The organism is Chroococcidiopsis sp. [FACHB-1243] (assembly GCF_014696895.1).
Taxonomy (GTDB): domain Bacteria; phylum Cyanobacteriota; class Cyanobacteriia; order Cyanobacteriales; family Chroococcidiopsidaceae; genus Chroococcidiopsis.
Window position 1 is genome coordinate 15,377 of record NZ_JACJQX010000047.1, and the last position, 14,062, is coordinate 29,438.

Below are 14,062 nucleotides of genomic sequence, written 5' to 3' on the forward strand. Positions count from 1 at the left end.
CGTGACTAGTGACTAGACTCAACTCTTGTCACTAGCTATTCACCAATGACAAATGACGAATGACAAATGACAATCTTCACAGAGATTGCGATCGCCTACCCAAGTTTGGATTAAACTGTATCCAAAACCAAGCGAATGTTGCGTATACCGCGATCGCAGCTACGATAACTTTTACTTTGTCCCATAACAGTTGTTTCTGCCACAGTTCTAGATTCAGGAAAAATGAACTGTAACCGTTGACGTTGATTCCACCGAATGGCGCGATCGCACCTACTAAGGAAATTAGAATTGAAACTGAGGCGATCGCGAGAAAAATTCCTCGCAGTAGTTTTGATTTTTGGATGGGTTCGAGAACGTGAGTTAACGGCACGCACGCTAATAACATAATTGAAGCGAACCATCTGACTCCATAACTATGACCGCTATAGTTATTGCTACGAAAAATATAAAACATTACGTAAGCTAGACAAATTGCAGCAATGAATAAATACTCTTTCTTATATTTAAAACCTGGTTGCATTATGGCTCTACTCCAACCATAAATTGCAAATAATAAAATTGGAGTATAGGATAGCAGCCCTCTACTACCAACAAGCATATGAAAAGCATAAATAGCGAGACTCTGTAAATCGTGTCCTACCAATCCTGAAAGATTACCTGCACCAAAATAAGAGCCTGGATAGTCCCATAATTTAGCATTCATTGCTGGAGGAATGATACTGCCAGAAGTATAAAGATTCAACCATACATACAGCAATATGACGGGAATACAAGCCAAAACGAAAGAAAGTTTAGCTCGATGACTCCGATCGAATAACAAAATAGAATACAACGGAATTAAGGCGAACATTGTAATATCAGTACTACCAGCAAAAGCAATAAAAAATCCGGCGATCGCGGCATTTCTTACTTCGTGTCGTCTGAGTAATAAAAAGTAAAAGCTGAAGAGTAAAAGACTGCCACTAAAAGCATGGTTGTTAAAAACAATTGAATATGGTAAAATTAGCGTTCCCGCCCCCGCAAGCAGCAGCACAATATTTGTCCACCACTCGTCAATCCGAAAAAATTTGAAAATCTCGTACAAGCAAACTAGTCCTAAGCTGGACATAACGCCCATGATTAGAACTGTTAATAGAAAGTAGGTTGCAGATTGATGCGTGGCAATAGTCAGACTAAAGACAGATTTTAGAAATAAATAAAATACCGAACTATACAAAGCCATAATTGGTGGCTTGTCAGAATAAAAATGATTTTGATAGAAATATTTATCGCCAGTCCAGATATAAGTAGAGCGATCGATACTAAAAGTGTGAAAGTCCACCAATGACTCAATCGTTGCCATTCTGGAAGCATCGTTCCAAGAATTGGTTTCTAATTTTGTTAATATTGCAACCAAAAATAAGAATGCAAAAAATATCTGCATTCTTTTCACAACAACTTTATTTAACATCATGAATCAATAATTTTGACTTTTTTATATGGCTTCTCGCTCTAGTAGCAAAGTCACGGGACCATCATTATCAATAAAAACATGCATCATCGCGCCAAACTCTCCCGTTTCTACTTTTAAACCACTGTCGCGTAGCTTTTCCACAAACAGATTGTATAGGTTTTTCGCTGCTTCTGGTGCAGCCGAGCGATCGAAGGAAGGGCGGCGACCTTTACGACAATCGCCATACAGAGTAAACTGACTGACAACTAAGAGTTCGCCATCGATTTCTGTGACGGATTTTTGCCAGCGATCGTTCCCTTCCTCTGCACCGAATAGACGCAATTCCAAACATTTACGCGCCATCCAGTCCAGTTCTGCTTCCGTATCAGTATTGGCAATTCCCACCAGCAAGTTTAAACCCCGTCCAATTTTGCCAATAGTTTGTTCGCCAACGGTGACGTAAGAAGATTTAACTCGCTGAATGATGACGCGCATAACAAGGGAATCGAGAGTAGAGAGCGATCGCCATATTACTATTGTTGTTTGCTTTGAGTCATTTGTCCGATTAACTCCAATACCCTTTGCTCGAATTCTTGAGGAGAGACTCGTCCTTTGGTCAGAAACTCCGTATGTCCTAGCTTGAGCCGATTTCGCTCCGAGTGGTCGAGGTCTTTGGCAGAATAGACGACTAAAGGAATACTGTAAAGGCGATCGTGTTGATGCAGCCACTCAACGACACCAAATCCATCCACTTGAGGCAGAATCAGATCGAGAATCAGTAGATCGGGTTTGATTTCTTGACTTAAACGAATTGCCTCGCGTCCATTTTTGGCAAGAAAAGTTTCAATATTATGACTTTTAAGCAGTGCAAGCAAAAGTTCGGCTAACTCGGCATCATCCTCAACCAGCAATACGCGGACTGGTCGAGCGCTTTTAGCTAGAGCTAGCTGGAGAGAGTCAAACAGCGAGTTTTCATCAACTGGCTTACTCACCCAAGCGCTCGAATTTTGACTGAGCGGACTCTGACTAGGAGCGCAAATACTACAAATGACGATGGGAATGTCTTTCGTATCCGATCGCTCTTTCAGCTTTGCCATTACCTCCCAGCCATTCATTTTTGGCATCAGCAAATCTAGTAAAATTGCATCAGGATGTAAGGTAGCAGCAGAGGCGATCGCTTCTTGTCCAGAATGCACGACGACCGTGCGATAGCTTTTATTCTCCAGCAAGGTTTGTAGTTCAGTCCCAACATGAGGATCGTCATCACAGATAAGTATGAGGGGAGAAGAGTCAGAAGTAAGGAGTGAGGGAAGATTTAAAGAGCTATCTGACTCGCGACTAGACTTAGCTTGCAAGACAGGCAGCGTAAAGTAAAAAGTACTGCCCTCACCCAGAACGCTTTCAACCCAAATGCGCCCGTCATGCTGTTGTACGATACTGCGGCAAATTGCCAACCCTAAACCAGTCCCATCATGCTTGCGAGAATCTGTTGAGTCAACTTGTTGTAATCGTTCAAATATACTATCAAGCTTATCAGCTGGAATACCGCGTCCGGTGTCTTGCACTTGGAATATAACGTTGGTAGTTGGTGAGAAAGTGGTGAGTGGGATTTTTTCTCCCTCAGCTTCCTCAGCTCCCTGGGCTCCCTCAGCTCTCTTCTCCCTGCTCCCTAATTCCACACTCAACCAAACAGTACTACCACTAGGCGAGAATTTAATCGCGTTAGAAAGTAGATTGGTGAGAGTTTGAACGATGCGGTCTGGATCTGCCCATACCTGAATCGGTAGGCTAGAGACAGATAAGGTAATCCCAGCTTTGTCGGCGAGAGGCTGCATCACGTTCACTGCTTCAGTTATCAACTCGGTAACATCGCAGCTTTCTTTTTCCATCTTCACCTTACCCGACTCGATCCGCTCGATATCGAGAATGTCGTTGATCAGGCGCACCAAGCGTTCGGTGCTATCGGTGGCAATTTGCAATAAGCGTTGTCCCTGCGGTGAGTCTGGCTGGAGTAAACCACTAGCAAGCATCCCTAAAGAACCGTGAATCGAAGTCAAAGGCGTGCGGAGTTCGTGGCTGACAACGGAAATAAACTCATCTTTCATCCGCTCGATTTGCTTGCGATCGCTCACATCATGCAAGTAAACCGTATATACTGTTTCTCCTCCCAAATTTAACTTGGAGATACTCGCCTCGGCAGGAAATTCAGTCCCATCCTTGCGACAACCGTAAATTTCGCGTCGTTCTCCCATCCGGCGAGCTAAATTTGGGGATTGACCGAATTCATCTACGTGCTGACGATGTGCTGCGGCAAAACGCTTTGGTAGCAACAAGTCAAGCGGTTGTCCGATCGCTTCTGCTGCTGAGTAGCCGAATATTCTCTCGGCTCCAGAGTTAAACAAGGTGATGCGTTGATTGCTATCGATTGAAATAATCGCGTCATCGGCTATTGCGACGATTCCGGCAAATAAGGCTTGAGAATTTTGCAATGCTGCTTGGGTGCGCTGGCGCTCGTTTAACTCTGACTGGAGTTGCTCGTTCAGCTTGAAGCGATTTTTGCTTTCGACATTGTTCGTTGCTCTGACTTGGTTAATCCGGTGTAGTAGTTTCATCCGCTCTAAGCGATTGACGATCCGAGTTACGAGTTCGGAACCTACAATCGGCTTACTCACAAAATCATCTGCACCAGCACTAAAAACCCGATCTACAATGTCGGCATCGTGATGGACTGTCAAAAATAAAATTGGTAGATCGCTCCAGCGCGGCTCGTTACGTACCACCTGGCATAGGTCGATGCCATTGACATAGGGCATTTCCACATCTAGTATCAACAGATCCGGTGCAGTGGCTTCTAAAGTTTCCCAGAACCGACGCGGATCTTCTAAAGTTGTCACTTTCAATCCCCAAGGATTGAGCAATGCTGGTAACACTGCGAGGATTTTTGGATCGTCGTCCACAACGAGTAGATGAGCTTCTGCATTGGGTACATTTTCTAATGCTTGCGCCACTGCTTGTGGCTTACCTGCTTCTTCTTCCTGCTCAATTTCTTGACGCAGAGCCAATACTAAACGGCAAAAATTTGTTGCTTCAGATTGCAAGAGTGCGCGATCGCCTTTTAGCATCTGCTCAATTTCTTTCGCCAGTTTCGATCCTTGCGCCAAGCCGAAAGTTCCTAACGATCCTGCTAGGGTATGCGCTTCTTTTCGTGCTGATTCGAGCAGTTCTGGAGACAAGGTATTATTTGCGCTGACAGCAGCAGATGCTTGCTCCAACACACCGATCTGTTCTGCAATCCTAGGCTTAAATTTATGCCAAATTCCTACAACTGCCGATAGTGTTGTTTGTTGGGTGGTGCGCGGGGAGAATTCGGAATTCGGAATTAATTGTGAATTGTGAATTGTGACTTGTCTTGCTCCCCTGCTCCTCTGCCCCCCTGCTCCCAGCTCGTCCCTGCTCCCTGCTCCCTTGTCCTCCAAAGGCTTGAGACGATATCCAATGCCGTAGACAGTTTCAAGCAGATCGCTATTAGCTCCTGCGGCTTTGAGTTTTTGCCGCAATCCCTTAATATGAGTTCGCACGGCTTCTTCGCTGGGAAGGTCTTCATAAGACCAGAGATGTTCCAAGATCGTGCCACAACTAAAAACGCGGCGACTGTTACGTAAAAACAGCTCCAAAAGTGCGTATTCCTTGGGAGTTAATGATAAATGCTTTTGACGATAGGTTGCCTCACAACTACTGGGGTCTAATTGCAAGTCACCCCACTGTAGTACTGGTTGAGCAACTAAGCCGCTACGACGCAATAGCGCTCTGATCCGAGCAACTAATTCTTCTTCGTCAAAAGGTTTAATTAAGTAATCATCTGCACCCGCATCTAGTCCAACCGCTTTATCGTGGCTGCTATCTCGACCAGTTAACAATAAAATTGGCGTTGACAAACCTTTAGCTCTGATTTGACGGCAAAGACTAATGCCATCCAGTTTAGGTATGACGACATCCAGTAGGATTAAGTCGTAGTCGAAAGCTTGGACTAAATCCCAAGCAGCAAGACCATCGACAGCAATCTCAACTGCATAGTTGCGATCGGTGAGGACGGCAGTTAGCGCATGGGCGACTAATTCGTCATCTTCTACAACTAAGATTTTCATTGCTAACTAGCTTTTCCCTGGCGATAGAAGATAGCAATTAACGAGCAAAGTACAGAGGAAATGCGCAATTGTCAATTGCTAATCTTTTATCTTACCGATACTTCACGTTCAGCCGACTGTAGTTTCTCTGCTGGCTGTACTGGGGACTGTACCGTTAAGACAGAACAAGAAGCGTGATGCAAGACGTAATTGCTAACACTACCCATAAAAAATTCAGATAAACCTCTGCGTCCCCTGCGTCCGGTGACAATTAAATCTGCCTTCCAAGCCAAAGCAAAATCGCAAATCAGCCGCCCAGGACTACCCGATAATTGCCGAAATTCCACATTGACCCCAGCAGCCATTGCTTCTTGATGGCGCGATCGCAACATGTCCAGACCTTGTTTTGTAAACGCTTCTCGCTGCTGTTGGTACAATTCCATATTTTTTTCATACACCGATGGATAGTATTCCAAGCTAGGTAAAATCGGTGTAGGGCTGCCGAGTTCTTCTTCCGATACTACGTGCAACAACAACAGGCTGGCGTTGTTTGCCTTAGCTAAAGACAAAGCTGTATCAAACACCTGTTTGCTACTTTTTGACGTATCTACTGCAACCAAAATTTTCTGGAACATAACAACCGCCTTTGCAATTCGTAATTCGTAATTATTTATGAATCGAGTCAATGTTCAATATATAAAAATAATTTGAGGAAATTGTGAGGAATCGGCGATTGGTTATCAATATGTCGTGTTTAGAGGCAAGGTAACAGGGGGACATTATGGGGAATAGGTAGAGAAGCGCTATAGTGCTTCTCTACAAAAATTACTTCCCAACCTTAGAAGTGTCATTAGTATCGAGGTGCGATCGCAAAACAGGAGGAGTATGCACCCAGACAGCTTGTTGCGGTACGGGAATAGCAATATCGGCGAGATCGAAAGCCTTTTTCAATCGACGGCGATATTCTCTGGCTACATCCCATTGTTTGAGGGGTTGGGTTTTAATCCAAACCCGAATAATTAAACCGCGATCGCCAAAATTATCAACTCCTAGTACTTCTGGTCTTTCTAGAATTTGATCTCGCCACTGGGGATCTCGATCCATTTCTACACCCACCTCCTCAATTAAAAATAATGCTTGGTCGAGGTTGGCATTGTAAGCAACGGGTATACTTAAATCGGCACGCGACCACCGACTAGAAAGGTTTGCCACAATTTTAATTTCACTATTGGGAATAGTAATTAGTCTACCTTCGGCATCGCGTAACTGAGTGATTCGCAGATTGAGATTTTCTACCAAACCGCCAAAAATACCGACGTTAATTACGTCACCTACGGCGTACTGGTCTTCTAAAATAATCAAAAAGCCGTTGAGCGCGTCTTTGATTATGCTTTGGGAAGCTAGAGATATCGCTACACCTAATAGCCCCGCACCAGCCAGGACGGGAACTAAGTCTACACCCAAAGTAGAAAGGGTAAGGAGTACGCCCAAAGCAGCAATACTAATGGTAGTCACGCTTTTAGCAACACTAGAAATTGTCATTACCCGCAGTTGTAAGCGCACGTAGTCTTGAGCGCCTAATAAAGCATTATTTGCCAATGCATGAGTAAAGCGATCGATCGCCACATAGCTAGCGCGAGTGGCGACATAGGCTCCAATTGAAACCAGCCCAATCACCGCAGGAACTCTAATGACTGGAATTTGCAATAACGCCAAAATCCAAACTGGAATAAACCGCGTGTAAGGAAACAACCCTAAAATTACTAACGTTCCGCCAACCCATACGCCAGTTTGAGATAGTTGAAATATTCTTCGTCTGACTTCCCGTAAGTTAGTTTGCTGTTGCTGCGTTAATTGTGTCGTGACTGACTCTGAGGGATCTGTGGGAGTCGTCGGAATCGGTATGACTCGATCTAAACGATCGCGCCAACGGCGAATTCCCCAGCTAGCCACTACGATCCCCACAAAAATTCCAGTGGCGATCGCACCTCGGCGGATCAAAACTGGAGGTTTTCGTTCCTCTTTTGCTGCTTTCAGCTCTTGTGGCAGAGATTGTACTAATTTGCGTGCCAAATTTTGCACGCTTGTTTCTCCTTGAACCTCAGCATCTAAATCGGTAGGAGTGAAGAGATACTGCTGATTAATCGAAATAGTTGGCAGAGTTTGAGATACACCCGTCGGGCTATTGGCATCCGTAATCGTTTGGCGTTGAGATCTGACTTCCGGTTCCTCCTCAGAATCGCTTGCAAAGTAATCTTCGCTGATTCTTTCTAAGTTTGACTGCACCTCATTTACCCGCTTGGCTAACTCCTCCCTAGAAGATGCCGTAACCTGAAACAAACGGCGACCATCTAAGGTAATCCAGTCAGTATAGATCTGTCTTTGAGGATTATTGCGATCGCGAGTTGGTTGGTAAGCAGATAGAAAATTGTCTATTCCTGGGAGATCGAATGAATGTAAACCTGGAATAGGTAACGATTGCTGTAAATTAGCTGGTTGTGTCGGCTTGGCTAGAGTGGGGGCAATAACTAAAGCATTCAGCACGATTGAACCCAAAATGCCACAAGTGAAACACATGACTAGCCGTCGTCTGCTTTTTGGTTTAGCGATCGCCTGAATTTGAGAGCGCACTTCCACACCTCCTACTTTTCACATTTATACACATTACTACTTGTCATTTGTCATTTGTCATTTGTTAAGAGGCGAGAGGCACTTTTGTTTTTCTCCGCGACTCTCCCTCAGCTCCCGACTCCCGATTAAAAAAACATAAAGTTTGTTCGCTAAAGTATGAAATAAGTGTAAATTTTGCGCGTAACAGCTATTGATGGGTTGACAGCTGTTAGATGGTCTTCATAGTCTGGACTGGTATTTGTGCAGGGGATATGCGTGCTGTACCTAATGTTCAGTGAATAATTCCCCTTCTAGAAAAATGCAGTTAAGCTAAGTAAGACCACCTAAATTAACTCTTTAGGAATTAACTACATGACGGTTGCTCTCGATAAACTAAAGTACGAAATCAAAGATCCTGCTCTAGCAACCTTAGGTAAGCAGCGGATTGAATGGGCTGGGCGCGAGATGCCAGTGTTACGGCAGATCCGCGATCGCTTTGCCCAAGAAAAGCCTTTTGCCGGAATTCGCTTGGTCGCTTGTTGTCATGTCACTACAGAAACAGCACACTTGGCGATCGCCCTCAAAGCTGGTGGTGCAGATGCCGTTTTAATTGCTAGCAACCCCCTGTCTACTCAAGATGATGTAGCAGCTAGCTTAGTTGTAGATCATGGCATTCCTGTCTTTGCCATCAAAGGGGAAGACAACGCCACGTATAACAAACACGTCCAAATCGCCCTCGATCATCGCCCCAACATTATCATCGATGATGGCAGTGACGTAGTTGCAACTTTAATCCAAGAGCGGCAAAACCAAATCGCTGATTTAATCGGTACAACCGAAGAAACCACTACGGGTATCGTTCGCTTGCAAGCGATGTTAAAGGATGGCGTACTGACATTCCCAGCGGTGAATGTTAACGATGCCGATACTAAGCATTTCTTTGATAATCGTTATGGTACGGGTCAATCTACCCTAGATGGGATCGTTCGCGCTACCAATATTCTGCTAGCTGGCAAAACTTTAGTTGTTGCTGGTTACGGTTGGTGCGGTAAGGGTACGGCACTACGGGCGCGTGGCATGGGTGCTAATGTCATCGTGACCGAAATCGACCCAATCAAGGCAATTGAAGCAGTAATGGATGGTTTCCGCGTCCTCCCAATGGCAGAAGCTGCACCTCAAGGAGATATCTTCATTACAGTTACAGGTAACAAGCACGTTATTCGTAGCGAGCATTTCGACGTAATGAAAGACGGCGCGATCGTTTGTAACTCCGGTCACTTTGATATTGAAATTGACCTCAAGTCTTTAAAATCTAAAGCAGCAGAAGTCAAAAACGTTCGTCCGTTCACCGAACAATACAAACTCAATAGCGGCAAATCAGTTGTCGTCATCGGTGAAGGCAGACTTGTAAACTTGGCAGCAGCAGAAGGACACCCCAGTGCTGTCATGGATATGAGCTTTGCTAACCAAGCTATGGCTTGCGAATATCTGGTGAAAAACAAGGGTAAACTCGCTCCTGGCTTACATTCCATCCCAGTTGAAGTTGACCAAGAAATTGCTCGTTTGAAACTGCAAGCAATGGGTATCAGCGTTGATACTCTCACACCAGAACAAGTTGAATACATCAATTCTTGGACTTCTGGAACATAATCGATCTGAGATTCTCTTAGGGATCTAGATGTAGGGTGGGCATTGCCCACCCTATTGCATATTCAACGTTCTTGTCGAGGCAGTTCAATGACTGAATGGATTGTAAATATCATGACTTCCCTTGGTTATTTGGGAATCGGATTGTTGATGTTTTTAGAAAACCTTTTTCCCCCCATTCCTTCAGAATTGATCATGCCATTGGCGGGTTTTACAGCAGCACAAGGTAAGTTGAATATTGTAGGGGCGATCGCGGCAGGTGTAATAGGAACTATCATTGGAGCGTTACCTTGGTACTATGCAGGTAAATTCTTAGGCGAAGAACGATTAAGGGATTGGGCAGATAAATACGGGAAATGGATAACTATCACTGGTAAAGATATTGACAGGTCGAAACACTGGTTTGACAGACACGGAGTTAAAGCCGTACTTCTATGTCGCATGGTTCCTGGGGTACGCACTTTGATTTCCCTGCCTGCCGGAATCGGTGATATGCATGTAGTACCGTTCCTGATCTACTCAACTGTCGGAACGATATTGTGGGTAGGACTTTTAACTGCTGCTGGATACGTTTTGGGAGATCACTACCAAATAGTAGAGGAATACCTCGCACCTGTTTCTAAAATTGTACTTGCAGCTCTAGTTATTGGTTTAATAATAGTGATTATTAGACGGAGACAGCGGCGGTAAAATATATTAATGTTTGCGCCATAGTAGGGTGCGTTAATAACGCACCCTACAGATAATGTAAAGAATATCTGATTTGTGCGATCGCAACTTTGAAAACTCGTTCTTACTATTGGCAGCTAATACCGTACATTCGTCCCCAATGGCAAAATCTCGCTAAAGGTGGCGTAGGAATTTTCGGCTTTGTCATCGCTACGTTAGCCTTAATTCATTTAGCTGGAAGATTGACTACACCGTTTGGACAAGGTAATGTCGTTGCGATCGCTCAACTTTCTAGTTTATGCGCTGCCGTTTTTCTAATTAGAGGAATTGCTCAAGCAATCCAAGATATTTATATGGCGAAAGCAGCTTTAAAAGTTGCTTTTTACCTGCGCAAAAACGTTTACAGCCATCTACAAAAACTTAACCTCAGCTATTTTGAAACTGCAAAAGCTGGCGATTTATCTTATCGACTGACTGAAGATATCGATCGCATTGGAGAAATCGTAAACAAGATTTTTCACGATTTTATTCCTTGTCTTTTGCAGTTGGTGGCAATTCCAATTTACATGTTATATCTAAATTGGCGGCTGACAATCGCAATTATTTTAGTCGTACCATTAATCGGTATTTTAATTACTTGGTTCGGCGAACGAGTTAGAAAATTTTCGCTCAAGAGTCAAAATCGTATTTCAGATTTATCAGCAATTTTAACTGAAGTTTTTAGTGGTATTCGGATTATTCAAGCTTTTGCAGCAGAAGAAAGAGAAATTGCTCGATTCAGCCACGAAGCCGAACGGACTTTACAAGCTAAATATTCTACAGAACGACTCAAAGCCATTCAAATTCCAGTAGTGGGATTTCTGCAAGCAGTGAGTTTTCTATTTGTCCTGTTGTTTGCAGCATGGCAAATCTCTCAAAATAATTTGACTGTAGCCGGATTTTTCAGCTATTTAACAGCAGCAGTTTCGATTATAGATCCTATTAGTCATACAACTAATAATTATAACGAGTTTAAACAAGCAGAAGCTTCGGTCGATCGCATATTTGAATTATTAGCAATTCAACCCACAGTAGAAGAAAAACCTCAGGCGATCGCTCTGCCTTTAGTTAGCGGTAAAGTAGAATATCGTCAGATCGGTTTTGCCTATAAACTCGGTCAACCAGTACTAGAAAACCTAAATTTAATTGCGCACCCAGGCGAAAGAATTGCTTTAGTTGGTGCTTCTGGGGCGGGAAAAACAACTTTAGTTAACTTACTCCCACGCTTCTACGATCCGCAGTCGGGAGAAATTTTAATTGATGGTATTGATATTCGTGACGTGCAATTGAAAAGTCTGCGACGACAAATAGGAATTGTGCCTCAAGAAACAGTTTTATTTTCAGGTGCGATCGCTGAAAATATCGCTTTTGGACAAGCTAACTATAATTTAAAAGATGTAGAAACAGCCGCCAAAATTGCCAATGCTCATCAATTTATTATGCAATTACCTGATGGTTATTACACCCAAGTAGGAGAAAGAGGCGTAAATTTATCAGGAGGACAAAGACAAAGAATTGCGATCGCTCGTGCCGTTTTACTCGATCCGCGTATTCTGATATTAGATGAAGCTACTTCTGCTTTAGACTCAGAATCAGAGGCTTTAGTACAGGAAGCTTTGGAACGGTTGATGCAAAATCGCACCGTATTTATTATTGCCCATCGCTTAACTACTGTACGTCGTAGCGATCGCATTTTGGTAATGGAAAAAGGACAAATTGTCGAATCGGGTACGCATGAGGAGTTGTTGGTATTAGAGGGACGTTATGCGCGGTTTTACGCGCAGCAGTTTAGTTAAACTGCTAATATATATCGCAGAGTAGGGGCGCACAGCTGTGCGCCCCTACAGAGTCTACTGTAATGGATGAGAGAAATGAAAATAATTGGTTTCTTGCTAATCTTGGGAAAGAAAATCAGTCACAAGTTTTATAATTTTTTTGCAAGTAGAAGTAAAAGTCCTTGACAAAATTTACTTATATTATTGTTCATTTTTTTAGCTTTGTGTAGTAATTATCAGGCATATTCAAGTAGATTCATTTTTGAAGTAGAATTTTTAAATCTAATTGTACTGAATTTTGCATTTTTAATCCTAATATTTTTATTTATTAATAGCTTTTTGTTTAAAAACAAGTGGATAAAAGGTTTGAGCATATTGACATTCTTTTTTCTTAGCATAATTACTCTTATAGTATATTCAGCTTTTGTCCTACCTGGAATTGTATTTGGCGATGGGAGACTTGTACGTAAATTTCAAGAGTCAAAAGACAATATTATTAGCGTGTATGAGTATACAACTTATGGTTTTCACGATAACGGAAATATTTGTAGAGCTTGGGTGAGACACAAAAGAGTATTCCCTGGAATTCTTAGGAAAGAATTAATCCACGAGTGTTACAATTAGTGAAATAACCTAGCATTTTATTGATTTTTTAGCGTGACAATTTTTTATTACTCATACGCTCTTGCAAGCGGCTAATAACTTCAGAAGTTAAACTTTCTTCTGGCTCAACAAATTCTCGTTCAGCTATTATTACCTCAATCTCAGCAGGCGAAGCTTGTCCTAAATTCTGTAATAGAGTATTAAAAGATTCTTTTTGGCGATCGCGTGTTGTTTCAGGTAGAGTATCAACCGTGTAAGCTGATGTTGCTTGACGAGTCAAAGCATACACGATGTACTGATTTAAAGAGACACCTTCGCTTTCGGCTAAGCGCACTAACTGGTGATGCAACGTTTCTGGTAGACGTACTGTTAATCTACTCATGTTTAACTAACTTCTGACTTCTGACTCCTGTTCAAAGCGTTTCCAAATAACTGAGCAAATCTGCCATTTCCTTTTCGCTAGGCTGAAATTTTGGCATTGGTGGTGTATCCCCACTAATCACCTGATGGATTAAACCGTAGCCAGATTTCCGTTTAGAAACTCCTTGCAGGCTGGGACCAACATTACCTTCTGCCTGAAAACCATGACAACCAGCACAGTTCATCTGGAAGATCGCATTGCCTTGAATCGGATCGCCAGATAAAGATAAAACACCCTTAATATAGGGATCGGCGGGACTGAGCAAGTAAGCACCCACAATCGCTATGGCGATCGCCAATAATAGCGCTAGAGCGATCGTTGCGAACCGCTGGAGCGAATTTTGACTGAGGACGTGCTGGTTATCCAAAAGGTTTCACTAAAAGTCAAATTGACAAATCTTTTCTATATCCTACACATAGCTTAAAAGTTCTTGACCTTATCGGCAAGCAAATAGCGCTAATTTATACCCATTAAATTTTTGTTAAAATCGACTAGCATTCAGTCAGCTAAAGAGTTTTAAGTCAGCCCTCTACATACAAGTAAACAGAGGTATGATTAAAGACGTGCAGAAAAACTTAATCTAAGCAAACATATTACTACATCTGACATTCAGGAGATTTGACGTGGTTGAACCCTTACTCGATGGCATGGTACTAGGTCTAATTTTTGTTACCCTGGCAGGGCTGTTTTTCAAAGCTTACGAGCAATTCAAGCGCGGTAAAAAGCTGGGGATTGACTAAGA

The 14,062-nt window shown here is 43.0% G+C and carries 11 protein-coding genes; 4 read left to right on the forward strand and 7 right to left on the reverse strand.

What is annotated here, in order from left to right; all coding sequences use genetic code 11:
• Nucleotides 1–76 precede the first annotated feature (76 nt).
• The 5 genes from H6G17_RS26645 to H6G17_RS26665 form a co-directional block, all read right to left on the reverse strand.
• Nucleotides 77–1,423: a hypothetical protein gene (locus tag H6G17_RS26645; protein WP_192161593.1), complete on the reverse strand. Its 1,347-nt coding sequence runs from the start codon at nt 1,421–1,423 to the stop codon at nt 77–79.
• 51 nt (nt 1,424–1,474) lie between these two features.
• The gene (dtd, locus tag H6G17_RS26650) at nt 1,475–1,927 is read right to left on the reverse strand and encodes a D-aminoacyl-tRNA deacylase (RefSeq protein ID WP_192161594.1); all 453 of its coding nucleotides are present in this window, start codon (nt 1,925–1,927) and stop codon (nt 1,475–1,477) included.
• 38 nt (nt 1,928–1,965) lie between these two features.
• A complete protein-coding gene (locus H6G17_RS26655) occupies nt 1,966–5,577 on the reverse strand; it encodes a response regulator (protein WP_192161595.1) in 3,612 nt (1,203 codons plus the stop codon).
• A gap of 86 nt (nt 5,578–5,663) precedes the next feature.
• On the reverse strand, nt 5,664–6,191 hold the full coding sequence (locus H6G17_RS26660; RefSeq protein ID WP_192161596.1) for a universal stress protein: 528 nt from the start codon (nt 6,189–6,191) through the stop codon (nt 5,664–5,666).
• Nucleotides 6,192–6,381: 190 nt separating this feature from the next.
• On the reverse strand, nt 6,382–8,187 hold the full coding sequence (locus H6G17_RS26665) for a mechanosensitive ion channel domain-containing protein (RefSeq protein WP_192161597.1): 1,806 nt from the start codon (nt 8,185–8,187) through the stop codon (nt 6,382–6,384).
• 351 nt (nt 8,188–8,538) lie between these two features.
• Here H6G17_RS26665 and ahcY point away from each other — a divergent pair, with 351 nt between their 5' ends.
• The 3 genes from ahcY to H6G17_RS26680 all read left to right on the forward strand — a co-directional run bounded on the left by ahcY (nt 8,539) and on the right by H6G17_RS26680 (nt 12,317).
• Nucleotides 8,539–9,816, forward strand: a complete 1,278-nt coding sequence (gene ahcY / locus H6G17_RS26670; RefSeq protein ID WP_192161598.1) for an adenosylhomocysteinase — start codon at nt 8,539–8,541, stop codon at nt 9,814–9,816.
• 87 nt (nt 9,817–9,903) lie between these two features.
• The gene (locus tag H6G17_RS26675; RefSeq protein WP_192161599.1) at nt 9,904–10,503 is read left to right on the forward strand and encodes a DedA family protein; all 600 of its coding nucleotides are present in this window, start codon (nt 9,904–9,906) and stop codon (nt 10,501–10,503) included.
• Between the two features lie 89 nt (nt 10,504–10,592).
• Nucleotides 10,593–12,317 carry an ABC transporter ATP-binding protein gene (locus H6G17_RS26680; protein ID WP_192161600.1) on the forward strand — a complete coding sequence of 575 codons (1,725 nt, stop codon included), beginning with the start codon at nt 10,593–10,595 and terminating at the stop codon, nt 12,315–12,317.
• 631 nt (nt 12,318–12,948) lie between these two features.
• Here the strand turns inward: H6G17_RS26680 and H6G17_RS26685 are convergent.
• Nucleotides 12,949–13,281 carry a YlcI/YnfO family protein gene (locus H6G17_RS26685; protein WP_192161601.1) on the reverse strand — a complete coding sequence of 111 codons (333 nt, stop codon included), beginning with the start codon at nt 13,279–13,281 and terminating at the stop codon, nt 12,949–12,951.
• 31 nt (nt 13,282–13,312) lie between these two features.
• Nucleotides 13,313–13,687 (reverse strand): cytochrome c, encoded by a 375-nt coding sequence (locus H6G17_RS26690; protein WP_192161602.1) that lies wholly within the window; start codon nt 13,685–13,687, stop codon nt 13,313–13,315.
• Between the two features lie 256 nt (nt 13,688–13,943).
• On the opposite strand from H6G17_RS26690, the gene petG reads away from it, so the two are divergent.
• Nucleotides 13,944–14,060 carry a cytochrome b6-f complex subunit V gene (petG, locus tag H6G17_RS26695; protein ID WP_015154651.1) on the forward strand — a complete coding sequence of 39 codons (117 nt, stop codon included), beginning with the start codon at nt 13,944–13,946 and terminating at the stop codon, nt 14,058–14,060.
• Nucleotides 14,061–14,062 lie beyond the last annotated feature (2 nt).